This is a genomic window from Sagittula sp. P11, from assembly GCF_002814095.1.
Classification (GTDB): Bacteria; Pseudomonadota; Alphaproteobacteria; order Rhodobacterales; family Rhodobacteraceae; genus Sagittula.
In genome coordinates this window covers 3,462,929-3,488,219 of record NZ_CP021913.1, presented here as the reverse complement: position 1 = coordinate 3,488,219, position 25,291 = coordinate 3,462,929, and the positions used below count along the sequence as shown (strand labels likewise).

The following is a 25,291-nucleotide window of genomic DNA, read 5'->3' as shown; positions in this document are numbered from 1 at the left end:
CTCAAAGCCACTGGCCGCGCACCATCTGACGATAGACCTTGCCGAGCCAGTTGTTTTCGAACGCACGCGGTTCCAGCCCCTGCTTCGTCAGAAGCGCGTAGCTGTCCTCGTACCAGTCGGTCGACTGGTAGTTGTAACCGAGGATCGCGGCGGCCGTCTGCGCCTCTTCCACCAGACCCAGCGACAGGTAGGCCTCCACCAGCCGGTGCAGCGCCTCCGGCGTGTGGGTCGTGGTCTGGAAGTCCTCCACCACCACGCGGAACCGCGAGATGGCGGCGCCGAAGTGGTCGCGCTTCAGATAGTAGCGCCCGATCTCCATCTCCTTGCCGGCGAGGTGATCGAAGGCGAGATCGAATTTCAGGATCGACGACCGCGCGTATTCGCTGTCGGGATAACGCTCGATCACCGCGCGCAGCGCCTGCAGCGCCTGGAACGTCAGGCCCTGGTCCCGGCCCACCAGCTCGATCTGGTCGTAGTAGCTGAGCGCCAGCAGGTACTGCGCATAGGCCGCGTCGTCGTCCGCCGGATAGAAATCGATATAGCGCTGCGCCGCGGCGCGCGCGTTCTCGTAGTCCTTGTTCTTGTGGTAGGAATAGGCCTGCATGATCAGCGCACGCTTGGCCCAGTCCGAATAGGGATAAAGCCGCTCGACCTCGCCGAAATAGAACGCGCCGTCCTCGTAGTCCTTGCGCGACATCTCGTATTCGCCGCGCTCGTAGATCTGCTTGGCCGTGTAGGTTTCCAGCGGCTGGCCGTCCGGCCCGATGTCCTTGCGCTTGAGTTCGCCGCAGCCCGACAACAGCAGAGCCGCTACGCTCACCCCGAACACCAAAGCCCGCGATCTGCCCCCTGTCATGACACCGTCCTTCGTTCTTTTCGAACCCTTTGCGCCAACCTGCATAAAGGCCCCGTTGCGCAGGGTCTAGCACAGAAAATCAGCGGGCAAAACGCCCTATTGGCGGTGCCCCCGCCAATCCATCGCAAGATATTGCCGGTGGACGCAAGGGCATTCCGCAAGATGTGGAAAGCGCCGGTTTCTCCAACCGGCGCAGTACACATATACGTCATCGTTGATGTGGATAAGCGGGTCAGGCGACGGCCGGGATCTCGTCCAGCACGACACCTGCGCCCGGCAGCGTCGCCGCGGTCGCCGCGTCGCAGTCCACGAAGCGCCAGGCCTGTGCATCGGCGAACAGCGCGTGCAGCAGGGCGTTGGTCATGGCGTGACCGGCCTTGTGCCCTTCGTAAAGGCCAAGGATCGGCGCACCGGCCAGCGCCAGGTCCCCCAGCGCGTCCAGCATCTTGTGGCGCACGGCCTCGTCGGCGTGACGGAAACCGCCCGGCGACAGGACCTTGTCACCATCGACCACGACGGCGTTCTCGTAGGTGCCGCCAAGCGCCTTGCCCGCCTTCTGCATCGCGTCCACGTCGGAGGCACGGCAGAAGGTGCGGCAGTCGCTCAACTCGCGCACGAAGGTGCCGTTGGCGAGGTTCAGGTGCTTTTCCTGCACACCGATGGCCGCGTCGGCAAAGTCGATGCGGAACACCATGTCGAGCCCCTGCCCGGTCTTAGACGGGGACAGGCGCGCCCAGCCGCCCTGGGTTTCCACGGTGACCGGCTTCAGGATCTCGATGGCGCGCACGGGGGCGCCCTGCGCCCGCAGGCCCACGTTCAGGATGCCGCGCACGAAAGGCACGCTCGACCCGTCGAGGATCGGCGCCTCGGGGCCGTCGATCTCGACCAGCGCGTTGTGCACGCCGCAACCGGCCAGCGCCGCCATGACGTGTTCCACGGTCGAGACGGAGACACCCGCCCGGTTCTGGATCAGCGTGCAGAGCGGAGAGCGCACGACGTTGTCCCAGCGCGCCGGGATCATCGTGTCGCCAAGGTCGACGTCGGTACGTTTGAACCAGATGCCACGGTTCACCACCGCCGGACGGATGGTCAGGCGCGCGGGTCGGCCGGAATGCAGGCCGATGCCGTCGAAGCTGATCGCTGAGCGGATGGTTGTTTGCACGTCGACTTCCCGAATTTGTGATGCGCACCGTCTGACAGGCGCGTCCTTGTACAATGGGATAAAGCGCAGGCGGCTCCGGTCTCAAATCAAAGATTGTAACCGAGTGAAACATCCCCCCGCCCCCCTAGGCGCCCCCCCGCCGCTGCAGGTGCACACTCCGGGCAACCCTCTGGAATGCATGGGGAAATATCCCTGCTTGAGCGCGGTTTTATCAGGCGCCTGCGCCGCCAATGTGACCGCGATTTTGCACCTTTGTTGCAAAAGGGCGCCGGGACCGCGCGAAAAACCGTGGATCGGCCGGTCCGTTACCGCCATTCACGTCAACCTGCCCCGCACCTCATGATTCCCGAAGCGCCACCGGAAGAAGCCCGAGACGCGTCAGGGATTTAGGCCGCGACCTTCGCGTTAACGCGGCCCGCCCGGCCACACAGGCACCCACACAAAGGTAAAGAAAAAGGAAAGGCGCCCCCTGTTGCCAGAGGGCGCCGTCCACGAGGGTCTCGGGCGGGCCGAGGGTAGTGCCGTGTCCGCCTCAGTTCGCCTGGCGGCGCAGGAAGGCCGGGATCTCGATGCGATCTTCTTCCGGATCGGCCTCGGGCGCCGGGGCCGGAGCGGGACGCTGCGCCTGCATCGGCGGCTGGCGGCGTGCCGGCTGCTGTTGCGGCTGCGCGTTCTCGGAGCCGTGCCCGGTCATCCGGCCGATCAGAGAGTTGACGCTGAAGCGCGGCTTCTCCTCCGACGCATGCGCCGGGATGGCGCCGTGCTGGCGGACAGTCTCTTCGCGGGTCCGGGCGGCGGCCGCCTTCAGGCGGTCCAGCGTGTCCGGGCTCGGCACGCCCGGGGCGGGCTTGCGCGGTGCGATGAAATCGTTCGGATCGGCTTCGATGCTGTCCGGCTGCGGACGGAAATCGGCGACCTGCGGCTGGTAGGCCGGCGGCGGAAGGCCGTCGTCCTGCATCGCCGGGGCGGCCGGGGTCTGCGCCTCGTCCTCGAAGATGTCTTCCATCTCGTCCTGGGCTGCGGCGCGCTCTGCGTCCAGCTCACCGAACAGCGGCGCCTGCACAGGCTGCGCTGCGGGCGCCGTCTGTGCGACGACCTGCTCCGGGGCGCGCTGCTGCGGAGCGGGGGCCGGTGCGGCTTCCGCTTCCTGCTGGCGCAGCGGCTGGGACAGCTTGCGGCGCGGCACCGGCATGTCGCCGACGTTGTCCGACGCATCGATGCCGGTCGCCACGACCGACACGCGCATCAGGCCGCCCATGCCTTCGTCCAGCGTCGAGCCGACGATGATGTTGGCGTCCTGGTCCACTTCCTCGCGGATGCGGTTCGCCGCCTCGTCCAGTTCGAACAGGGTCAGGTCCGCGCCGCCGGTGATGTTGATCAGCACGCCCTTGGCGCCCTTGAGGCTGATCTCGTCCAGCAGCGGGTTCGCTATGGCCTTCTCGGCCGCCTGGATCGCGCGATCTTCGCCCTCGGCCTCGCCGGTGCCCATCATCGCCTTGCCCATCTCGTCCATGACCGCGCGCACGTCGGCGAAGTCGAGGTTGATGAGGCCCGGACGGACCATCAGGTCGGTCACGCCCTTGACGCCCTGATACAGCACGTCGTCGGCCATCGAGAACGCCTCGGTGAAGGTCGTCTTCTCGTTGGCGAGCCGGAAGAGGTTCTGGTTCGGGATGATGATCAGCGTGTCGACCATCTTCTGCAGCGTCTCGACGCCTTCCTCTGCCTGGCGCATCCGCTTGGCGCCTTCGAACTGGAAAGGTTTCGTGACAACGCCGACGGTTAGCACGCCAAGTTCACGTGCTGCCTGAGCGATGATCGGCGCCGCACCCGTCCCGGTGCCGCCGCCCATGCCCGCCGTGATGAAGCACATGTGAGCGCCGGCGAGGTGATCCACGATCTGTTCGATCGACTCCTCGGCGGCCGCCGCGCCGACCGATGCCCGCGCCCCTGCGCCAAGGCCCTCGGTCACCTTCACGCCCAGCTGGATGCGGCTTTGAGACATGCTCTGCTGCAGCGCCTGTGCGTCGGTGTTGGCCACCACGAAGTCCACGCCTTCGAGGTTCTTTTCGATCATGTTGTTGACAGCGTTGCCGCCTGCCCCGCCCACGCCAAAGACCGTGATGCGCGGCTTCAATTCATCCTGTCCGGGCATGGATAGGTTCAGTGCCATGGTGTCGTCCGCCTGTGTTCTTGTCGTGTGTGTCTTTTCGACCCGTCCAGGCACGTCGTTGGCCTGTTAGGGTTCAGTTTACTCACTGCAACCCCGATCGTCACGCAAAAATCAGCAGTTATCCACCAAATATGCCACATTTCCGGCCCATTTCCGCGAGTATTCGCCGAAAGCGCGATATCGTGTGGTCCGCGGCATACTTGGCACAAGCACGACAAAGCCACCACCCGCAGGGCGGCGACTCAACTGTGGTGTTTCAAGGATCCTGCCCGATCCTCCGGCCGCGGATTTCCCGCTGTTATCCACATGCTTGTTAACAGGGCGGACGGGTTCTGTCACGGGGCGAAATGTCCTCTCCCGCCAAAAAATTTTTGAACGCGGCGGTGGCCTGTTGTAGGCGTGAAAGCACGACATTTTCCGTTTTCATTGAACAAAGGACCATATCATGACGCGATTTGCCCTTATGGCGCTGCCGATTTGTCTTCTGACCGCCTGCACCACCGCCCCGGTCCCCGCCACAGCGCCCGAGGCCGCAGCCCCCACCGAGGCCGACCTGCAACTCAGGGGGCGGCTGGCCGGCAAGACGCTCGCCAACGCCGAGTCCACCATGGCCCTGACCGCCGACGGCCGGCTGCTCGGCAAGGAAAGCACCGGCGAGATCACCCGCGGCACTTGGGAGATCCGGGACGGCAAGTGGTGCCGCACCCTGACCGAACCCGCCGAATGGGCGGGCACCGGCTGCCGTGGCGTGACCTTCAGCGGCAACACCGTGACCATGTCGAAGGACGACGGCACGTCCTTCACCTACACGATCAGCGGCTGATTGCGGCGTTCCCGAAGCGCCTGTGGCGTCACGCTTGCACCGCGGGCGTGACAGCACCGAGGCAACAGGATTTTCGACGAAAATCCTGTGCGCCCCGTCCGAACCGTCCCTGCTCCGGTCTCACGTTTCCCTGCGGAAACATGACCTTCCGGCCGTGACAGGATTTTTCGGAGAAAATCCTGAACGGCCCACCCGGAATGTCACCGTGCCGGTGTCACGTTTCCTGCCGGAAACATGACCTTCCGGCCGTGACAGGATTTTTCGGAGAAAATCCTGAACGGCCCACCCGGAATGTCACCGTGCCGGGGTCACGTTTCCTTGCGGAAACATGACCTTCCGGCCGTGACAGGATTTCTCGGAGAAAATCCTGTCACCAGTTGTCGCGGAACCACTGGACGGCGCGCTTGAAGGAGCGTGCCGGGTAACGGTCCACGGGGATCTCGAAATCCCACCATTCGTCCTGCGGATGCGCCGCGAAGAGGCACAGGCCCACGGCCCCGGCGAACCCCGGACCCGTCGCCGCCTGCGGCAGCCCGTGCACCCGCAGCGGACGGCCCAGCCGCACCTGCTGACGCAGGATCTTCGACGCCAGACCGTCCAGCCCCGGGATCTGCGAGGCCGCGCCGGTCAGCACGATCTGCTGCGACGGCAGATGGTCGAAGCCCGCCGCGTCCAGCCGCACCCGCACCTCCTCGAGGATCTCCTCGACGCGCGGCCGCATGATGCCGATCAGTTCCGCCCGGCTCACCGTCCGGCGGTCGTGTTCCCAGTCGCCGGTCTCGCCGCCGCACTCGATCATCTCGCGGTCGTCCATGCCGGTGGCCTCGACGCCGCCGTAGAAGGTCTTGATCCGCTCGGCGGTCGCCATCGGCACCTGCAGCCCCATGGAGATGTCCGAGGTCACGTGGTCCCCGCCCATCCGCACGCTGTCGGAATAGATCATGTGCTTCTTGATGAAGATCGAGATGCCGGTCGTGCCGCCGCCCATGTCGATGCAGGCAGAGCCCAGCTCCTGCTCGTCCTCCACCAACGCCGCGATGCCCGACACATAAGCCGAGGACGCAAGCCCGGCGAGTTCGAGGTCACAGCGCTTCACGCAATGCGCGAGGTTCTGGATCGCCTGCGCGTCGACCGTCAGCATGTGCATGTCGCAGGACAGCTCCGTGCCGATCTGCCCGCGCGGGTCGATCAGGCCGGAACGGTGGTCCAGCGCGAAGTTCACCGGCTGCGCGTGCAGCACCTCGCGGCCGTGGCCGAAGTCCGGCACGTCGCAGGCCGAGAGCACCCGGGCCACGTCCTGCTCGTCGACGGTGACACCCATCACCTCCACCTGCCCGGCCAGCCCGTAGCTGCGCGGATCGGCGCCCGAGAATGCCGCGATCACGTGGTCGACCCGGATGCCCGCCATCTTCTGCGCCGCCTGCACGGCGGTGCGGATCGCGCGCTCGGTCTCGCCCATGGCGCTGATCTCGCCGAAGCGGACGCCGCGCGACCGTGTGGTGGCCGCGCCGATCACCCGGAACCCGGACTGACCGGCCAGCGGCCCGATGCCGTCGTCGCGCGTTTCCGTGCCGTCGAACCGCAGGACGAGGCAGGCGATCTTGGACGTGCCCACATCCAGGATGGCGATCACACCCCGCTGCATCGCCGCGCGACGCATGTTCCGCATCGCCCGCTGGGACTCGTACAGTTCGATCATTGCCCATCATCCTCCGAAGTCTGCCGGAACATCATTGCTGGCCTGCCTCTATCAACTTGATACGCCACATCTCTTCGGTGGCATGTTCGCTCATCCGGATCGTCGGCCGCCGGGGCAGCCGCAGATCCACCGCCACGAGGTCGCGCGCCAGCAGGTCCACCTGCGGCGCCATCGCCATCGCGATCACCCGTTCGAGGGCCTGCACGGCCCCCTTGTCGGGCAGCATGATCCGCTGGTCGCGGTCGAGGACCACGTCCCAGCGCCGTGCGCCGATCCGTTCGAACCCGCGCAGACGCTCCTTCAGCGGCCCGGCCACGGCCCAGAGACGCAGCGCCTCGGGCACCGCCTCTTCCGCTGCCTCGCCCGCGATCACCGGCAGGTCCACGCGTTCCGCCCGCGACGCCGCCGGGCCGACCGTCATGCCGGTCTCGTCCAGCATCACCAGCCCCTCGGGGCCGCGCCACAGCACCGCCGGCACACGTTCCACCACGTCGATCTGCAGGACGCCGCCCTGCCGGATGCGCAGGTCGACCTTCTTGACCGCGTCCAGTGCCCCCGCCTTCAGCTGCATCTCGTCCAGATCGATGTCGAAGCTCGACATTGGCAGGTTCAGCGCCAGTTCCGCGCGGATCGCCTCGGCCACCGCCTCGGTCGCGCCGTCGATCGCCATCAGCTTCACCTGGAATTCCGGGCGGTTCTGCACCGCCGCCTGCACGTCCGCCACCATCAAGGTAAAGGCCGTGCGGTTCGCCTCGACCGAGAACCACGCCGTCACGCCGCCAAAGGCCAGCGCGAAGGGCAGCACCACCCGCAGCGAAAAGCGGAACAGCGGCGTCAGCATCAGCCGCTCCAGCCGGTACTTCATCCGGCTCATGCGCGGGTCCAGCCGCGCCATTCCGGTGTCGGTCTCGGGCACGTTTATCTGTCGCATGAGGCATCCTCCACCATCCATGCGCAGAACTGGCCAAAGCTCATGCCGGCAAGCTGCCCGTGTTCCGGCGACAGCGAGGTCGGCGTCATCCCCGGCTGGGTGTTGGTCTCCAGAAGCCGCAGCCCGGCCAGCCCCTGCGTGTCGTCCCAGCGGAAATCGGTGCGCGACACGCCCCGGCAGCCGATCGCCTCGTGGGCGCGCAGCGCGTAGTCCATGCAGGCGTCGTTGATCTCCTGCGGCAGCTCCGCCGGGCAGATGTGCCGCGACCCGCCCTCCTTGTACTTCGCGTCGTAGTCGTACCAGCCGTCGGTCAGGATCTCCGTCACGCCAAGCGCGCGCCCGCCCATGACGGTCGCGGTCAGCTCCCGCCCCGGCACGAACTGTTCGACCATGACCCGCTCGGGCATCTTGTCGTCCAGCACCGGCGGCCCGTTGGCCTCCTCGTGGACGAGGTAGACGCCGACCGACGATCCCTCGTTGTAGGGCTTGACCACGTAGGGCGGCGGCATGACGTGCGCCGCCATGACCTCCGCCTTGGTCGCGAGAAAACTTTCCGCAACCGGAAGGCCCGCCGTCCGATAGGCCACCTTCGTCTTTTCCTTGTCGATGGCCAGCGACGAGGCCAGCACGCCGGAATGCGTATAGGGCAGCCGAAGCCACTCCAGGAGGCCCTGGATGCAGCCATCCTCGCCCCAGCGCCCGTGCAATGCGTTGAAAACCACGTCCGGGGCGATCTCCTTCAGACGTTCGACCACATCCGGCCCCGCGTCCAGTTCGATCACCTCGTACCCTTCGCCCCTCAGAGCGGCGGCACATTCCCGTCCGGAAACCAGCGAAACCTCGCGCTCCGCCGAGGGTCCGCCTTTGAGCACCGCCACTTTCGGGAGTGTCCTGCTCGACATCCCAAAACTGCCTTTTTCCCGGGGGTTCACCCCCATGTTTGTAATGCAACCTGCCTGTGGTCGCGTCCCGCCGGTCCGCTGTTGTTGTCTCGACCGCCGGGAATGTCCGCCTTTGGCGTGGGCGCAACAGCCCCGCAAGTAGTGAGTGTAACGCCTTTATTCGGGCTTGGAAAACTCTTTTTCGCGGTTATGGCCTCACGATTCGGCCCCAAGCTGCCGAAAAGCAGGCGGCAGAGTCCGCCCGCCCGGCGCAATCCGACCCGAAACGCCGGAAACCGTGCCGTATCAGCCCGGATCGCCGATCCGGATGACCTCCCAGATCAGTTCGATCCCCGACTGTTCGCGCACTTTCGCGCGCACGTCCTCGCCCAGACCTTCGAGGTCCGCCGCCGTCGCACCGCCGGTGTTCACCAGAAAGTTCGAATGTTTGGGCGACATCTGCGCCCCGCCCCGCGTGGCCCCCCGCATCCCGGCATCGTCGATCACCTTCCACGCCTTCAGGTCGTGCGTGTCGTCCGCCCGCCCGGTCGAGGAATAGCCCGCCGGGTTGCGGAAGGTGCTGCCCGCCGTGCGCTCCTTGACCGGCTGGGTGGCGTCTCGCTTGGCCAGCTGCTCTTCCATCCGCGCCTCCAGCGCCTCCGGATCGCCCGCGGCACCTTCGAACACCGCCTCGACCAGCACCCAGCCCTCGGGCAGGTTGCTCGACCGGTAGCCGAAGGCAAGCGCGTCGGGCGACAGGCTCACCAGCTCGCCGTCCCGCGTGACGGCCCGCGCCTCCACCAGGTGATCGGCGACGTAGGAGCCGTAACAGCCCGCGTTCATCCGGACCGCCCCGCCGATGCTGCCGGGGATGGTCCGCAGGAAGGTCAGGTCGACCCCCGCCTGCGCCGCCCGCTTCGCCACATGCGCATCGAGCGCCGCCGCCCCGCAGGTCACCCGCGTGCCCTCGACCGAGATCCCGTTGAAGCCGCGCCCCAGCCGGATCACCACCGCCCGGAGGCCGCCATCCCGCACGATCAGGTTCGACCCGACCCCCATCGGAAAGACCGGCACATTCGGATCGAGCGCGCCCAGGAACGCGCACAGGTCGTCGTGGTCCGCCGGCTGGAAGAACCAGTCCGCGGGCCCGCCGACACGCAGCCAGGTAAGATCGTTCAGAGGCCGGTCGGGCGTCAGCCGCCCCCGGGTTTCGGGCAGGGAATATGTCATGACGACCTGCTACCGCCGCCGCGGGACAGGCGCAACGGGGCTTGCGCGTGGACGCGCGAATACCGGCCAATGCCCGCGACAAACCCGCCCGTTAACCGCATTTCCGGCGCGCAACGCCCCGCGCGGGCTAAAAAGGTTACCAACCGGCCGTTTCGACACCCTGAACCGGCCGGATCGCCGGTAACGCGGGCCGCTGGGATTTTAACGATTTGAAGGATGGTCGTGCCAAGGCCGTCCGGTGCCACCACATCTGGTGCCACGCGGCCCTGCGCACGGTGGATCAACCCGACCGCGCGCTTCGTTAAGGGGGCGAAACCGTCCCAGCGGACGGTGCCTTAAGGGGCAAACGTCAAGCGACCGCGCGGGTCACTCCGTCCGCCACACGACGCGGCGGCCCCAGCTTGCGAGGTAATACACGGGCCAGCGCAGCAGGCTCATCCCGGCCACCAGCGTGGCCAGCCCGATCCACGGCCCGTTTTCATAGGTCACGTAGCCCACAAGCGGGATTCCGGCTGCGATCAGCAGGTAGGCACGGGTCCAGTGATTGTCGGAAGACGGGATCATCGCTGCGATGTTCGCGGCCACTGCCCAGAGGCACGCGAGAGTCAATGAGAGCGTCATGGCTCCTACTCCTTTTTGCCCCCGCAGGCGCGATGACTGTGCCTGCATATGCCGGAATGCGCAAGCCTCGGGGCGCAAACGAAGCCGTGAATTGCAACGAAAAAGGGCCCCGCATGGGAGCCCTTCCGTGACGCCGGGCCGGAGCCCCGCGCGTCCATCCATCTGATTTCAAACGCCTATTCCCGGCGTCCAGCGGTCACTTAGCCAGCCGCGCCGCCAGCCCGTTCGCCCAGGCCGAGATCGTGCCCGCGCCAAGGCAGACCACCATGTCGCCCGGCTGCGCCTGCTCGCGGACCAGCCGCTCCAGGTCGTCCTCGTCGCGCAGCGCCCGCGCGTGGCGATGGCCGTGACGCACCAGCCCGGCCACCAGATCGTCGCGCGTCGCGCCCTCGATGGGGGTTTCGCCGGCGGCATAGACTTCTGCGATGGCAACCACGTCGGCCTCGTTGAAGCAGGAGCAGAACTCCTCGAAGTGGTGGTGCAGGCGGGTGTAGCGGTGCGGCTGGTGCACGGCGATGACCCGCCCTTCGGAGGCCTGCCGCGCGGCCTTCAGCACCGCCGCGATCTCCACCGGGTGGTGGCCGTAGTCGTCGATGATCGTGACGCCGTTGACCTCGCCCACCTTGGTGAAACGCCGGTTCACACCGCCGAACGCCGCCAGCGCCGCCCGAATCTCCTCGCCCGTCATGCCAAGGTGACGCGCCACCGCGATGGCGGACAAGGCATTGGAAACGTTGTGATCTCCGGGCATCGGAAGGGTCATTCCCTCGATCACTTCGCCCGAGACCTGGAAGTGCACGTCGAAATGCGCCACGCCCTTTTCGTAGCGCAGCGCCATGGCCCGCACGTCGGCTTGGGCGTTGAACCCGTAGGTCACCACGCGGCGGTCGGTCACGCGGCCGACCAGCGCCTGCACCTCCGGATGATCGGTGCAGCAGACTGCCAGACCGTAGAACGGGATGTTCGACACGAAGTCGTAGAAGCCCTGCCGCAAGTTCTCGATCGAGCCCCAGTGCTCCATGTGCTCCGGGTCGATGTTGGTGACTATGGCAATCGTGGCGGGCAGGCGGTTGAAGGTGCCGTCGCTCTCGTCGGCCTCCACCACCATCCATTCGCCCTGCCCCATCCGCGCGTTGGAGCCATAGGCATGGATGATGCCGCCGTTGACCACGGTCGGATCGAACCGGCCCGCGTCCAGGAGCGTCGCGACCATGGTCGTCGTGGTCGTCTTGCCGTGGGTCCCGGCGATGGCGACGTTCGACTTCAGGCGCATCAGCTCGGCCAGCATCTCGGCGCGGCGCACCACCGGCAGACCGCGGCGCCGGGCCTCGTCCAGCTCCGGGTTGCCCGGCTTGATCGCCGAGGAAATCACAACGACATCAGCCCCTTCGAGGTTGTCGGCCCGCTGGCCTTCGAACACCTTCGCGCCCATGCCGGCCAGCCGTTCGGTGATCTTCGACGCCTTCAGGTCAGAGCCCTGAACGGTGTAGCCGTGGTTCAGCAGAACCTCGGCGATGCCCGACATGCCGATGCCGCCGATCCCCACGAAATGGATCGCGCCCACGTCGCCGGGCAGCTTGGTCGCGCCGGTCATGCAGGCGCTCCGCTCAATGGTCAAATCCTTCATGTCCCGCCTCGTCTTCCTTTTCTTGTGTCCTGTAGCCCGCCAGTTCTTCGACCAGCGCGGCCAGATGTTCCGCCGCTTGCGGTTTCGATACCGACAGGGCCGCCTGCCCCATGCGGATCGCGCCCTGTTCGTCCGTCAGGATCGCCTCGATCGAGTCCTTGAGGCTCTCGATGTTGAGCTGGCTCTCCGGGATGCGGATCGCGGCCCCCGCATCGACCAGCCCCTGTGCGTTCACCGTCTGGTGGTCCCCCGCCGCGACCTTGTAGGGGATCAGGATCGACGGCCGCCCGATGACCGAGATGTCCGCCACCGAAGATGCACCAGAGCGCGAGATCACCAGTTGCGCCTCGCTCATCAGCGCAGGCAGGTCATGAAAGAAGGGCTGCACGTCCGCCTGCACGCCGTTCTCTGCATAGTAGGTGGCGACCCGTTCGCCGTCCTCGTCGCGCGCCTGGTGGCTGACGCGCAGGTTGCGCACCATGTCCAGCGGCATCGCGGCGATGGCCGGGGGCACCACGTCCGACAGGATGCGCGCCCCCTGCGAGCCGCCGATCACCAGCATCGACATCGGGTAGGGCCCCGGCGCGATGTAACCCGCGCCCGCCCGTTCCCGCACGGAGGCGCGCACCGGGTTGCCCACGTGAACGCCTTCGACACCTTCCGGCAGGGCCGTGGGCCAGGTCCCGCAGGCCACCAGGTCGACCTTCTTGGAAAAGATCTCGTTCACCCGGCCAAGGACGCCGTTCTGCTCGTGGATCATGCGCGGCAGCTTCAGAAGCCACGCCGCCGTCAGTGCCGGGATCGACGGGTAGCCGCCGAAGCCCACCACCACGTCGGGCCGGTCGCGCCGCATCTTGCGGACCGCCGAGAGCACCCCGCCCGCGACCTTGAAAGGCACGCCCGCCTTGGCCAGCACATTGCCCCGCGCGAAGGTCGCAGAGGGCACCTGTTCGATCTCGACACCCTCCGGGAAGGCGCCGGTGTAGCGGGCACCGCGGGCGTCGGTGGACAGCTTCACGCGCCATCCGCGGTCCAGCATGATCTCGGCCAGGGCCTGCGCGGGGAACATGTGTCCCCCGGTGCCACCCGCCGCCATGACCAACAAGGGCCGTCGCTCCGCCATCCCGATCTCCTATACGCGTATCCGCGGCCCTTATACCAGCGCCCCGTCTGCGTCCATAACGCCGGGGGCGCCGGGGCGCGGATGTTGCGTTCAGCGCGCGCGGGCGCGCAAGATATCGCCGATTTCACCCTGCGGACGGGCGCGTGTCAGCGCAAGAAGCATCCCCACGGCGATCCCCCCGGCAATCAGGGAGGAGCCGCCGTAGCTGACGAACGGCAGGGTCATGCCCTTCGCCGGCAGGAGCCGCACCGCCACGCCCATGTTGATCATCGCCTGCACGCCGAAGATCGCCGCCAGCCCCGTCCCGGCCAGCCGGATGAAGGGGTCGCGCTCGCGCATCAGCCGGATGAAGCTGCGCACCACGATGGTCGCGTAAAGCGCGAGGATGACCAGCACCATGACAAGGCCGTACTCCTCTGCCGCCACGGCGATGATGAAGTCGGTATGCGCGTCAGGCAGCGACCATTTCACCGTGCCCTCGCCGACACCAACGCCGAAGAAACCGCCTTCGCGGATGGCGTTGGTGGCATAGCCAAGCTGGGTGGTCGGGTCGACTTCGGGGGTCAGGAAGCCGTCGATCCGGCGGGCGAAGTGCTGGGAGGAGTTGTAGGCCAGCGTACCGGCCGCCACCACGAGACCGGCAAGCCCCACCAGCAGCACCATCGGCGCACCGCCCACGAACCACATCACGCCCCAGGCGAAAAGGATCAGCGAGGCCTGACCGAAGTCCGGCTGCATCGCCAGCATCAGCACGATCGTCACCATCATCACGAAGGAATAGAGCCGCCCCGGAGGGCCGCTCAGTTCCTGCCCGGCGGCAAGAAACCATGCCGCGACGATGACGAAGAAGGGTTTCAGGAATTCCGACGGCTGGACGGAGGCGAAGCCGAGGCTGTACCAGCGCACCGCCCCCTTGCCGAAGTCCGTGCCCAGCACCGGCAGGAAGGCCAGCGCCACGAAGCTGATGAGGAAGCCGACCACCGCCAGCCGGCGCACCACGGTCGGCGACATCATCGAGGTCAGCATCATCGCGATCATCGCCAGCCCGCCGAAGAAGGCCTGCCGCTGCACGTAGTGGAACGGATTCAGCCCGTTGCGTTCCGCCAGCGGCACAGAGGCCGCCAGTCCCAGCAGGATCCCGACCGCGAACAGCGTCAGGATGCAGGACAGGCTCCATTTGTCGACCGTGCGCCACCATTTCGGCAGCACGGGTTCGCCGCCCGTGACCGGGACCGCGCCGTAAACCATTTCTGTCATGAGAGCACCGCTCGTCTGTCTCAGGAACGCCCGTTTTTCCGGGTCTGATGGGAAGTGTATCGCAGAAGACATTCCAACTCCAGAAAAATCCCGGTATGGCGGCGCTTCGTGTCAGGGGCGCCGCACAGGCGCGCAGTTCCCCGTCACGCGACTTTGCCCCGGCGCGGTTCCGGGGGTATCTGGGCAGAGAGAAACCGGGAGCGGCGTAGGGAATGGCTGGCGGACGGATGGAATGCAGGGCGCTGGTCCTCGGTGCCGGGGCAGCGGGCATGATGGCCGCCGCCCACGCCGGGCCGGAGGTGATCGTGGTGGATCACGCGAAGGCCCCGGGCGAAAAGATCCGCATTTCCGGCGGCGGGCGCTGCAACTTCACCAACCTCGAGATCGAGCCGCACAAGTTCCTGTCGCAGAACCCGCATTTCTGCAAATCGGCACTGGCGCGCTACACCCAGTGGGACTTTGTCGAGCTGGTCTCGCGCCACGGGATCGCATGGCACGAAAAGACGCTGGGCCAGCTCTTCTGCGACGAGAAGGCGACCCAGATCGTGGCGATGCTGCGGGCCGAGATGGAGAGGGCGGGCGCCCGGCTCTGGCTGCAGACGCAGGTGCTGGACGTGACCCACGCCGACGGCCGCTTCCGCGTGACGCTGGAGAGGGAAGGCCAGAGGGTCGAGGTGATCTCGCCCGTCCTCGTGCTGGCGACGGGGGGCAAGTCCATCCCCAAGATGGGCGCCACGGGCCTCGCCTACGACATCGCCCGGCAATTCGGCCACCAGATGGTGGAGACTCGCCCCGGCCTTGTCCCTTTCACCTTCGACGGCCAGCCGTTTGCGCCGCTGGCGGGTGTCTCCGTCCCCGCTCGGGTGTCCGCCGGGGGCACCTCCTTCGACGAGGCGCTGCTTTTCACCCACCGCGGACTCTCCGGCCCGTCCATCCTCCAGATCAGCAGCTACTGGCGCGAGGGCGAGGCGCTGAGCGTGGACCTCCTGCCCGGCACGGACCTGCCCGCCGTGCTCAAGGCAAAGCGTCAGGAGGCAGGCCGCCGGGCGCTCTCGACTGAACTGTCTGCGCTACTGCCCTCTAAACTCGTGGGTTTCCTGCCGCTGGAGGAACAGCCCGCCATCAACCTGGCCGATCTCTCGGACAAGCGCATCGACGCCCTGGCCGACCGCCTGCACAACTGGCAGCTGAAACCCACCGGCACCGAAGGCTACCGCACGGCAGAGGTCACGCTGGGCGGCATATCCACAGAAGGGCTGGACAGCAAAACGCTGATGTCCAAGCACCTTCCGGGTCTGTACGCAATCGGCGAGGCGGTCGACGTCACCGGCTGGCTCGGCGGCTACAACTTCCAGTGGGCGTGGTCCTCCGCCGTAGCGGCAGGACAGGCCATCGCTGCCGGCGGACGTTAGGCTTTCCCCAGAACCTTCTGGACCTGCGCCACAAAATCCTCGCCGCGCTTTTCGAAGTTGTCGTACTGGTCGAAGCTCGCCGCAGCGGGCGCCAGCAGCACAACCTCTCCGGGCTGCGCATCCTCTGACGCGCGCGCCACGGCCTGCTCCATCGTGCCGCAGAGCTCCGCTTCGACGCCGCCCAGTTGCAGGGCAAATCCCTCCGGTTCACGTCCGATCACGTAGGCCTTCGCCACGTGGCCCAGCCCCGGCGCCAGCGCCGCAAGCCCGCCTTCCTTCATCAGCCCGCCGCAGACCCAGCGGATGCGGTCGAAGGCCAGCAGTGCCTTCAGCGCGGAATCCACGTTCGTCGCCTTGGAATCGTTGACGAAGACCACCCCGCCCGCCTCGGCGATGCGCTGCGACCGGTGCGGCAGACCGGCAAAGGACCGCAGCCCCGCCTCGATCTCGCGCGGGCCGAGGCCCAGCGATCGGCAGGCCGCCCAGGCGGCGCAGGCGTTCTGGTGGTTGTGTGCGCCGGGCAGCCCGGACACGTCGCGCAGGTCGACGGATGCGATCTGCCGCCCCTTGCGCCATTCCGCCAGGAACCCCTTGCGGGCAAAGACCATCCAGCCCGGCCCCGTCAGCTTCTGCGTCGCCACCCGGATCACCCTGTCGTCGGCGCGCCCCTCGGCCAATTGCCCCGCCAGGAACTGCCCCTCGATCTCGTCCACGCCGATCACGCAGCGGTCCGGTCCGCCCTCCGCAAAGAGCCGCCGCTTGGCCGCGAAATAGCCGCCAAGACCGGCGTGCCGGTCGAGGTGATCGGGCGAGAGGTTGGTAAAGACCGCCACGTCCGGGGTCAGCGCCCGCGCCAGCTCCGTCTGGTAGGACGACAGCTCCAGCACCACGACGCCGCCATCCTCCGGCGGATCGATGTCCAGCACGCCGCGCCCGATGTTGCCAGCCAACTGGCTGCTGCGGCCGCTGGCCGTCAGGATGTGGTGGATCAGCGCCGAGGTCGTCGACTTGCCGTTCGACCCGGTCACGGCCACCACGCGCGGCGGACGTTCGAAGCTGTCGAAATCCGCGCCGATGGAGCGGAAGAAAAGACCTATGTCGTTGTCGACCGGCACACCCGCCTTCAGCGCCGCGGCCGTCGCCGGGTTGGGCGCGGGATAGAGGTGCGGGATACCGGGCGAGGTGACAAGGCAGGCCACGTCGTCGAAGGCGCCCTCCCGGGTCAGCTCGCGCACGGCGAAGCCTTCCGTTTCCGCTGCCTCGCGCGCCCGGGGGGTGTCGTCCCAGACCACCACCTGCGCACCGCCCTCACGCAGCGCCCGCGCCGCGGCCAGACCGGACCGTCCCAGCCCGAGAACCGCGACGGTCGCACCTTCAAACCCTTGAACAGGTATCATCTTACGCTCCCAGAGAGGCCACGGGCGGCCCGAGGAAGAGGCCGCAGGCCGATGACGAGACAGCCTGCGCGCGCGGCACGCGCGCCCCTTTGCGTCAACGCACTTTCAGCGTCGCGAGGCCGATGATGGCGAGGATCAGCGAGATGATCCAGAAGCGGATCACGATGGTCGGCTCCGCCCAGCCCTTCTTTTCGTAGTGGTGATGGATCGGCGCCATCAGGAACACCCGCTTGCCCGTCCGCTTGAAGTAGAGCACCTGGATGATGACGCTCAGCGCCTCCACCACGAACAGCCCGCCGACGATGCCCAGCACGATCTCGTGCTTGGTCGCCACGGCAATCGCCCCCAGCGCCCCGCCCAGGGCGAGCGACCCGGTGTCGCCCATGAAGACCGCCGCCGGCGGCGCGTTGTACCACAGGAAACCGAGGCCCCCGCCGACCACCCCCGCGGCAAAGATCAGGATCTCGCCGGTGCCGGGCACGTAGTGCACGTCGAGGTACTCGGTAAAGTCGACCCGGCCAACCGCATAGGCGATGATCCCCAGCGTCGAGGTCGCGATCATCACCGGCATGATCGCGAGCCCGTCCAGCCCGTCCGTCAGGTTCACGGCGTTGGCCGCGCCCACGATCACGAACATCGCGAAGGGGATGAACAGGAAGGACATGTTGATCAGCGTGTCCTTGAAGATCGGCAGGGCCAGCTGATAGCTCAGTTCGGTAGGGTGATAGGCCGCGGCCCAGAACCCGGCGATCCCGGCGATGATGAAGCCGAGGAGCAGACGCACCCTGCCCGGCACACCGGCCGAGTTCTGCTTCGACACCTTGGCGTAGTCGTCGGCAAAGCCGATGGCCGCAAAGGCCATGGTGACGAACAGCACGATCCACACGAACGGGTTGTCGAGCCGTGCCCAAAGGAGCGTCGAGGTCACCAGCGCGCCGATGATCAGCAGCCCGCCCATCGTCGGCGTGCCCGCCTTGACGAAGTGGCCCTCCGGCCCGTCGGTACGGATCGGTTGCCCCTTGCCCTGCCGCTTGCGCAGCACGTTGATCAGCGGAAGCCCGAAGAGGAAGCCGAAGACCAGCGCGGTCAGAAAGGCCCCACCGGCCCGGAATGTGATGTAGCGAAACAGGTTGAACAGATCGCCGCCGTCACTGAGTTCGGCCAGCCAGTAAAGCATGCTTGGTCCTCTCAACCGTCCATGTCTGCGGGGGCTTGGCGCATTTTCCGGATGGCGTCAACCACGCGTCCCAGCCCCATCGAAAGCGATCCCTTGGCTAACACCACGTCACCCGCGTCGAGGTCGCGGGCCACGCGTTCGGCCATCTTGTCGCTCGTCTCGGTCCAGTGTCCGCGCTTCTCGCGCGGCAGCTTCAGCCACAGCGCGCGCATCAGCGGACCCACACAATGCACGAGGTCGATCTTCTCGATCCACGGGCTGTTGGCCAGCGCCTCGTGCAGGGCGATTTCCTGTGCCCCCAGTTCCTTCATGTCGCCCAGGTAGGCGATCCGGCGGCCCTTGTCGCGGCGGCCCACGTGGTCATGCGTCTCGGCCGCGGCCAGCACCTCCAGCGCGGCACCGAGGCTCGCGGGGTTCGAATTGTAGGCGTCGTCGATCAGTTCCAGCGTCAGCCTGTCGTCAACGCGGTCCAGCCGGATGCGTTCGCGCAGCCCGCGGCCGGCGCCTGCGTTCCAAAGGGCCAGAGCATTGATCGCCAGCGCCCGGTCCAACCCAAGGGCCGAGATCACCGCGATGGCGCCCATCGCGTTCATCGCGAAATGCCGCCCCGGCACCATGACCTTGAACAGCAGCGGCACGCGCCACGCCCGGCCCGTCGCCACCGTGCAGGCGTCCATCACCTGCACCGAGGTCAGCCGGTGGTGGTTGCCCGCCGCCTCGCCGAAGGAGATCGACCGCCGCGCCGTCTCTGCCGCCTTGTCGCGCAGGATCGGGCTCACCGCGAGGTCGCCGTTGTAGATCGCGATCCCGCGCGGCTCCAGCCCCTCGAAGATCGACGCCTTTTCCCGTGCGATCCCTTCGAGGTTCTCGAAGGCGGCAAGATGCGCGGGCGCGACGATGGTGACCATGGCCACATGCGGCCGGGCCATGCGGGCCAGCGGCGCGATTTCCCCGGGATGGTTCATGCCGATCTCGATCACCGCGAAATCGGCGTCCTTCGGCATCCGCGCCAGCGTCAGCGGAACGCCCCAGTGGTTGTTGTAGGACTTCTCGGCGGCATGCACCGTGCCCTGCGCCGACAGGACCGTGCGCAGCATCTCCTTGGTGGAGGTCTTGCCGACCGATCCGGTCACCGCCACGACGCGGCCCGCGAACCGCGCGCGCGCAGCTTTGCCCAAAGCTTCAAGTCCGGTCTGCACGTCATCGACCAGCAACAGCTTTTCGGGGTTGTCCACACCCTCGGGAATCCGGCTGACCAGTGCCGCCGCCGCGCCCTTCTCCAGCGCCTGCGCGACGAAGTCGTGCCCGTCCCGCGCCGCCTTCAGCGCCACGAACAGATCGCCCGGTTCGATGGTGCGCGTGTCGATGGACACGCCCGAAACCTGCCAGTCGGATGCCACGCGTCCGCCGGTGGCCGCCGCCGCCTCTGCCGCCGTCCAGAGCATCAGAGCCCCTTTCCGTCCAGCGCCGACACCGCAACGCTGGCCTGTTCCGCGTCGTCGAAGGGATAGACCGTGTCGCCTACGATCTGGCCGGTCTCGTGCCCCTTGCCGCAGATCAGCAGCGCGTCGCCCGGTCCCAAGGCATCGACGCCGCGCAGGATCGCCTCTGCCCGGTCGCCCACTTCCAGCGCCTCCGGCGCGCCCTCCATGACCATGGCGCGGATCGATGCCGGGTCTTCGGAGCGCGGGTTGTCGTCGGTCACGATCACGCTGTCGGCGAACTCGGCCGCGGCCTGCCCCATCAGGGGCCGCTTGCCCGTGTCGCGGTCGCCGCCCGCGCCGACGATGGCCACGAGGCGACCCATGACGTGCGGGCGCAGCGCCTGGATCGCCGTCGCCACCGCATCGGGCGTGTGGGCGTAATCGACAAAGACCGCCGCGCCGTTGTCGCGCATCGCCGCCAGTTGCATCCGTCCGCGCACCGTCCCCAGCAGCGGCAGCACGTCGAACACGTCGTCCGGGTCGCCGCCGCAGGCGATGACCAGACCCGCTGCCAAGAGCACGTTCTCCGCCTGGAAGCCGCCGATCAGGCCAAGCCGCTCCTGCCGAACCTCGCCTTCAAAGCTCAGCCGGATCTCCTGCCCCGTGGCGTCAAAGCGCTGCGCCTCGAGGCAGATGTCCGCGGCTTCGCGACCGACGGTAAGAACCTCCTGCCCGCGCGCCCGGGCAATCGCCACCATGTCGACGCCGCGCGGGTCGTCGATGTTGATGACGGCCACTCCATCCTCCGGCAGGACGCGGGCGAAAAGCCCCGCCTTCGCGGCAAAGTAGTCCTCGAAGCTCGTGTGATAGTCGAGGTGATCCTGCGTGAAGTTCGTGAACCCCGCCGCCATGAGTTGCACCCCGTCGAGCCGCCGCTGCGACAGACCGTGGGACGAGGCCTCCATCGCGGCGTGGGTCACGCCCGCCTCTGCCGCGCCGGCCAGCATCCGATGCAGGGTGATCGGCTCCGGCGTGGTGTGCTTCAGCGGTGCGCTCCAGTCTCCCTCGACGCCCGTGGTGCCGACATTGACCGCGCGCAGACCCAGCTCCTGCCAGATCTGCCGCGTGAAGGTCGCCACCGAAGTCTTTCCGTTTGTTCCGGTAACCGCCACCATGGTCTCCGGCTGCGCGCCGAACCACAGGGCGGATGTATAGGCCAGCGCCTGCCGCGGATCTTCGGCCACGATCAGCGCCGCGTCGGCCCCACCCAGCACATCCGCGGCGATCTTCGCCCCGGCCGCATCGGTCAGCACCGCCCCCGCGCCCATCCGCAGCGCGTACTGGATGAATTCGGCCCCGTGGACGCGCGTGCCCGGCAGGGCAGCGAACAGGTAGCCCTCCCGCACATCGCGGCTGTCGACCGCGAGGCCGGTGACCTTCACGTCACGCCCGCCCCGGGCCGTCAGGCCAAGGTCCCGAAGGCTTTTCACCACTGTCCCGTCAGACGACATCTCAGATTTCCCGGCTTTTCGCTGGCACATTATCCCTGCCCCGGCGGTTGCCAGCTCCCTAGTCCGAGGCACTCATGCTGACGTCCAATTGCCCCGTTTCGTAGTCCGGACGCAAGCCCAACAGCGGCGCAATCCTGCCGATCATCTCGGCCGCGACCGGCACTGCCGTCCAGCCCGCGGTGCGGCGCGGCTTCGACCCGGAGGTCTCCACCGGCTCGTCCAGCGTCACGACCAGCACGTACTTCGGATCGTTGGCCGGAAAGATCGACGCGAAGGTGTTGATGTTCTTGTCCTTGTAGTAGCCGCCACCGTTTTCCTTGGGCTTCTCCGCCGAGCCGGTCTTGCCGCCGACGTGGTATCCGGGCACCTCCGCGAAGGAGGCCGTGCCGTCCTCGCTTGCCACGACCTGCCGCAGCATGTGCAGCGCGTCCTGCGCCACGTCCTTCCTCAGGATCACGTCCTGGTAGCGCGGGCCGGACTGCTTCAGCAGCGTCGGCTTCACGATGTGCCCGCCGTTGGCGATGGCCGCATATCCGGCCGCAAGGTGCAGCGGCGTCGTGGAAATCCCGTGACCGTAGGAAATCGTCACCGCCGACAGGTCGGTCCAGCGCGACGGCCAGAGCGGCTTGCCCCCGGAGGCCTCTACGATCTCCAGCGGCGTGGCATCGAACAAGCCCATGGCCTTCAGGAACTCCTGCTGGCGGGTCGGGCCGATGGCCAGTGCCAGCTTGCCCGTGCCGCGGTTCGACGACTTCACGATGATCTTCTCGACCGTCAGCTTCCCGTAGTTGTGGTTGTCGAACTCGCCGATCCGGTGGCCGCCGACCTTGAAGGGAGGCGCGGTGTCGATCACCGACTGCGCGGTGACGAGCCCAAGCTGCATGGCCTGCGCCGCCGCGAAGATCTTGAAGGTGGAGCCCAGCTCGTACACCCCCTGCACCGCGCGGTTGAACAGCGGCGAGTCGGACGGGCGCCCCTGGGTCGGCGGGCGCGGACGGTCGTTCGGATCGAAGTCCGGCAGCGACACGATCGACAGAACCTCGCCGGTGTGCACGTCCATCAGCACCGATGCCGCGCCCCTGGCGTTCATCAGCTTCATGCCGGCGTCCAGCACTTCCTCGGCCGCCGCCTGCACAGTCAGGTCGATGGACAGCGTCAGCGGCACGCCCTCGCGGCCCGGGTCGCGCAGCTCCTTGTCAAAGAACTTCTCGATCCCCGCCGTGCCGATCACCTCGGCGGAATGCACGCCTTCGGCCCCGAAGGAGGCGCCGCCCAGAACGTGCGAGGCCAACGCGCCATTGGGGTAAAGCCGCATCTCGCGCGGGCCGAACAGAAGACCGGGCTCGCCGATATCATGCACCGCCTGCATCTGCTCCGGGCTCAGTTTCTTCTTCACCCACAGGAACTTGCGCTTGGGGTCCATGAACCGCTTGGCCATTTTCTCGCCGTCGAGATCGGGGAAGATCTCGGCCAGCCGCAGCGCCGCCCGCTCCGGGTCGATCATCTGGTTGGGATGGGCGTACAGCGAATGCGTCGACATGTTCGTCGCGAGGATGCGGCCGTGACGGTCCACGATGTCGGCGCGGCTCGCGATGATCGACGCCCCCGACGCCTGGGCCCGCGGCTCTTCCGGCTCCGACGCCGACAACATGCCCATGCGCGCCCCGATCACGGCGTAGGCGCAGAAGAACATCATCGCCAGCACCAGAAGGCGGCCCTCGGCCCGCAGGCGCATCCTGTCGCGCATCGCCTCGTGGCGGATGCGGCGGTTTTCCTTCTCGATGGCGTCGGGGTTCTCGCCCTTGCGGCGGGCTTCGAGAATGCGCGCCAACGGGCGCAGCGGCACGCGTGTCATGGGTTGGTCGCTCCCCTCGTGGTGACTTCCTCGACCCCGTCCAGGGTCAGCTCCGGCGGCAGCGGATAGGCCACCTGCACGATCAGCCCGAACTGGTCGGGGCGCAGGGCCAGAAGCTGCAGCTTGTCGAAGTTCATTTCGGCAAGGTCGCGCAGACGGTCGGGGCGGTTGAGATAGGCCCACTCCGCCCGCAGGATCGACAGCCGTTCGCGCGCGGCGCCGATCTCGCGGCGCAGTCCCGCGACATGGTCCAGTTCGTCCTGCGTCTGGTAGTTCTCGCGGTAGGCCCAGTAGCCCGAGCCGATCACCGCCAGCGCCGAAAGGATGAACAACAGCGTCCGCATTTCAGTTTTTCCCCTTGGAAGTCGCGCCCTTGAGCATGGGCATGGCAATCTCGTCCGCCTCGACAGCCTCGGCGGGCAGGTCGGTGCGGCGCGCCACCCTGAGCTTGGCCGAGCGGGCACGCGGGTTCGCCGTCAATTCGTCCGCGTCCGGCCCGACGGCCTTGCGGGTGACGATCTCGAACGGCGCCTCGGCCTCGGGCGTCTCGGTGGCATAACGGTTGACGTGGCGCTTCTTCTCGCCGTGCAGTTGCAGGAAGCGCTTCACCATGCGGTCCTCGACCGAATGGAAGGTGACGACCGCCAGCATGCCGCCGGGCTTCAGAACCCGCTCCGCCGCCATCAGCCCCTGCCACAGCGCCTCGTACTCGGCGTTCACCGCGATCCTCAGCGCCTGAAAGCTGCGGGTGGCCGCATGGGCCTGCCCCGGCTTGGTGCGTCCGATCGTGCGTTCGATCAGCCCGGCCAGCTCCAGCGTCGTCGAGAACGGGCGATGCTCCACGATCCGGCGTGCAATCCGGCGCGACTGCCGCTCTTCACCGTATACATAAAGAACGTCCGCCAGCTCACTCTCGGGCAAGTCGTTTACAAGATCGGCCGCGGTCGGCCCCGCCTGCCCCATCCGCATGTCGAGCGGCCCGTCCCGCATGAAGGAGAAGCCACGCTCGGCCAGGTCGAGCTGCATTGAGGACACGCCAAGATCCAGCACGACACCATCGACGCTCTCGGCCACCTTGTCCATATTGCAGAAATTTTCCCGAACAAGGGAGATGGCCGGCCAGTCGCCCAGCCACCCTGCGGCCATCTCATGTGCCAGCGGATCGCGATCGATGCCGATGACACGTTCCGCCCCGGCCTCCACCAGACCGCGCGCATAACCGCCCGCGCCAAAGGTCCCGTCGATCCAGACACCGCTGACCGGCGCGACCTCTCGCAGCAGCGATGCCAGCAGGACGGGAACGTGCGGTGCCTCCCCCTGGATGCGCTCCGCGGCCGCCATTTACAGCCCCGCCCCGTCCAGCAATTGCGCCGGGTCGAAATCGTCCGGCAGCTCGTCGAGGTAGTTCTCGGTCTGCGCCAGTTCCTCCGCCTCGTAGGTGGCGGGCTCCCAGATCTGGAAGGTATCGACGTTGGAGGCAAAGTAGGCCTCGTCGCTGATGCCGATCTTGGCACGCAGCTTGGCGGGCAGCACGATGCGTCCGGTCTCGTCGACACTGGTGGTCATGGACTGGGTGGAATAGAGCCGCTCCAAGAGCTTGCGGTCCCGCGAACCGCGCGTCATCGCCGAGATCTTGTCCTCGACCGCCTCCATCTCCTGAATGGTGTAACATTCCAGGTACTTGCGGCGGTGGTCGCCGTAGACGATGACGAAGTTCGGGTTCAGGCCCTCGGTCCATTCGGGGTCGCCCTGCTCGAGGACACGGCGAAACGAGGCCGGTATCGAGACCCGCCCCTTCGTATCGACCTTGTGTCGACTCTCGCCTCTGAACCTCAGCCTGCGGCCCACTGCCCTCGGCCCTCCAAGCCCCCCTTAAACGTAAATGCGGCGGGTTGATCTGCTGCCACTGATCAACCCGCCGCTGACCCGCATCGCGGGTGTCTCCGACTGCGCGCGCCACCTGGGGGGATGTCTGCTCGCCCGCGCGCCGGATCTCTTTGTTCACGAAGAAAGCGGGCGCCTGTATGAAACCTGCTATTGTTGTTTTTGGAGTTCGGTGTGAGGTCGTTTGCGCCTCGTTTGCCCGTCTCTCTTCGTGTGAGTTAGGTTTGCCATGGGAATTCATGGGTGGC

The 25,291-nt window shown here is 67.1% G+C and carries 21 protein-coding genes; 2 read left to right on the top strand and 19 right to left on the bottom strand.

Annotated features, from left to right (window positions below; all coding sequences use genetic code 11):
- Window position 1 precedes the first annotated feature (1 nt).
- The 3 genes from CDO87_RS17005 to ftsZ all read right to left on the bottom strand — a co-directional run bounded on the left by CDO87_RS17005 (window position 2) and on the right by ftsZ (window position 4,191).
- Window positions 2–856, bottom strand: coding sequence for an outer membrane protein assembly factor BamD (locus CDO87_RS17005; protein WP_100929885.1), 855 nt, complete (start codon window positions 854–856; stop codon window positions 2–4).
- A 232-nt stretch (window positions 857–1,088) separates the two neighbouring features.
- A complete protein-coding gene (gene lpxC, locus CDO87_RS17000) occupies window positions 1,089–2,018 on the bottom strand; it encodes a UDP-3-O-acyl-N-acetylglucosamine deacetylase (RefSeq protein ID WP_100929884.1) in 930 nt (309 codons plus the stop codon).
- A gap of 532 nt (window positions 2,019–2,550) precedes the next feature.
- Window positions 2,551–4,191: a cell division protein FtsZ gene (gene ftsZ / locus CDO87_RS16995; RefSeq protein ID WP_100929883.1), complete on the bottom strand. Its 1,641-nt coding sequence runs from the start codon at window positions 4,189–4,191 to the stop codon at window positions 2,551–2,553.
- 445 nt (window positions 4,192–4,636) lie between these two features.
- On the opposite strand from ftsZ, the gene CDO87_RS16990 reads away from it, so the two are divergent.
- Window positions 4,637–5,014: a hypothetical protein gene (locus CDO87_RS16990; RefSeq protein WP_157815023.1), complete on the top strand. Its 378-nt coding sequence runs from the start codon at window positions 4,637–4,639 to the stop codon at window positions 5,012–5,014.
- Between the two features lie 370 nt (window positions 5,015–5,384).
- Here CDO87_RS16990 and ftsA read toward each other — a convergent pair whose 3' ends face one another.
- From ftsA to ftsW, 8 genes are all read right to left on the bottom strand, one after another.
- Entirely contained in the window at window positions 5,385–6,713 is a 1,329-nt protein-coding gene (gene ftsA, locus CDO87_RS16985; protein ID WP_005856862.1) for a cell division protein FtsA, read from the bottom strand.
- 31 nt (window positions 6,714–6,744) lie between these two features.
- Window positions 6,745–7,644 (bottom strand): cell division protein FtsQ/DivIB, encoded by a 900-nt coding sequence (locus tag CDO87_RS16980; RefSeq protein WP_100929881.1) that lies wholly within the window; start codon window positions 7,642–7,644, stop codon window positions 6,745–6,747.
- A complete protein-coding gene (locus CDO87_RS16975) occupies window positions 7,632–8,546 on the bottom strand; it encodes a D-alanine--D-alanine ligase (RefSeq protein ID WP_100929880.1) in 915 nt (304 codons plus the stop codon). The genes CDO87_RS16980 and CDO87_RS16975 overlap by 13 nt, the downstream gene beginning before the upstream one ends.
- Window positions 8,547–8,831: 285 nt before the next feature.
- Window positions 8,832–9,755, bottom strand: a complete 924-nt coding sequence (gene murB / locus CDO87_RS16970; protein WP_100929879.1) for a UDP-N-acetylmuramate dehydrogenase — start codon at window positions 9,753–9,755, stop codon at window positions 8,832–8,834.
- 366 nt (window positions 9,756–10,121) lie between these two features.
- Window positions 10,122–10,376, bottom strand: a complete 255-nt coding sequence (locus tag CDO87_RS16965; protein ID WP_100929878.1) for a DUF2484 family protein — start codon at window positions 10,374–10,376, stop codon at window positions 10,122–10,124.
- A 196-nt stretch (window positions 10,377–10,572) separates the two neighbouring features.
- The gene (murC, locus tag CDO87_RS16960) at window positions 10,573–11,970 is read right to left on the bottom strand and encodes a UDP-N-acetylmuramate--L-alanine ligase (protein WP_100929877.1); all 1,398 of its coding nucleotides are present in this window, start codon (window positions 11,968–11,970) and stop codon (window positions 10,573–10,575) included.
- 13 nt (window positions 11,971–11,983) lie between these two features.
- Window positions 11,984–13,126, bottom strand: coding sequence for an undecaprenyldiphospho-muramoylpentapeptide beta-N-acetylglucosaminyltransferase (gene murG / locus CDO87_RS16955; protein WP_100929876.1), 1,143 nt, complete (start codon window positions 13,124–13,126; stop codon window positions 11,984–11,986).
- 90 nt (window positions 13,127–13,216) lie between these two features.
- Window positions 13,217–14,383, bottom strand: a complete 1,167-nt coding sequence (gene ftsW, locus CDO87_RS16950; protein WP_100929875.1) for a putative lipid II flippase FtsW — start codon at window positions 14,381–14,383, stop codon at window positions 13,217–13,219.
- Window positions 14,384–14,610: 227 nt separating this feature from the next.
- Between ftsW and CDO87_RS16945 the strand changes: the two genes are divergently transcribed.
- The gene (locus CDO87_RS16945) at window positions 14,611–15,795 is read left to right on the top strand and encodes an NAD(P)/FAD-dependent oxidoreductase (RefSeq protein WP_100929874.1); all 1,185 of its coding nucleotides are present in this window, start codon (window positions 14,611–14,613) and stop codon (window positions 15,793–15,795) included.
- On the opposite strand, the gene murD is transcribed toward CDO87_RS16945, so the two are convergent.
- The 8 genes from murD to mraZ form a co-directional block, all read right to left on the bottom strand.
- Window positions 15,792–17,192: a UDP-N-acetylmuramoyl-L-alanine--D-glutamate ligase gene (gene murD / locus CDO87_RS16940; RefSeq protein ID WP_100929873.1), complete on the bottom strand. Its 1,401-nt coding sequence runs from the start codon at window positions 17,190–17,192 to the stop codon at window positions 15,792–15,794. The genes CDO87_RS16945 and murD overlap by 4 nt on opposite strands.
- Window positions 17,193–17,286: 94 nt before the next feature.
- Entirely contained in the window at window positions 17,287–18,369 is a 1,083-nt protein-coding gene (gene mraY, locus CDO87_RS16935; RefSeq protein ID WP_100929872.1) for a phospho-N-acetylmuramoyl-pentapeptide-transferase, read from the bottom strand.
- 11 nt (window positions 18,370–18,380) lie between these two features.
- Window positions 18,381–19,817, bottom strand: a complete 1,437-nt coding sequence (gene murF, locus CDO87_RS16930; RefSeq protein ID WP_198521901.1) for a UDP-N-acetylmuramoyl-tripeptide--D-alanyl-D-alanine ligase — start codon at window positions 19,815–19,817, stop codon at window positions 18,381–18,383.
- On the bottom strand, window positions 19,814–21,304 hold the full coding sequence (locus CDO87_RS16925) for a UDP-N-acetylmuramoyl-L-alanyl-D-glutamate--2,6-diaminopimelate ligase (protein ID WP_100929870.1): 1,491 nt from the start codon (window positions 21,302–21,304) through the stop codon (window positions 19,814–19,816). Before CDO87_RS16925 ends, murF begins: the two co-directional genes overlap by 4 nt.
- Window positions 21,305–21,362: 58 nt before the next feature.
- On the bottom strand, window positions 21,363–23,159 hold the full coding sequence (locus CDO87_RS16920) for a penicillin-binding protein 2 (protein ID WP_100929869.1): 1,797 nt from the start codon (window positions 23,157–23,159) through the stop codon (window positions 21,363–21,365).
- Window positions 23,156–23,503, bottom strand: coding sequence for a cell division protein FtsL (locus CDO87_RS16915; RefSeq protein WP_100929868.1), 348 nt, complete (start codon window positions 23,501–23,503; stop codon window positions 23,156–23,158). Before CDO87_RS16915 ends, CDO87_RS16920 begins: the two co-directional genes overlap by 4 nt.
- A 1-nt stretch (window position 23,504) precedes the next feature.
- A complete protein-coding gene (gene rsmH, locus CDO87_RS16910) occupies window positions 23,505–24,500 on the bottom strand; it encodes a 16S rRNA (cytosine(1402)-N(4))-methyltransferase RsmH (protein WP_100929867.1) in 996 nt (331 codons plus the stop codon).
- Complete coding sequence (mraZ, locus tag CDO87_RS16905) at window positions 24,501–25,007, bottom strand: division/cell wall cluster transcriptional repressor MraZ (RefSeq protein WP_100929866.1); 507 nt, start codon at window positions 25,005–25,007, stop codon at window positions 24,501–24,503.
- Window positions 25,008–25,291: the final 284 nt, after the last annotated feature.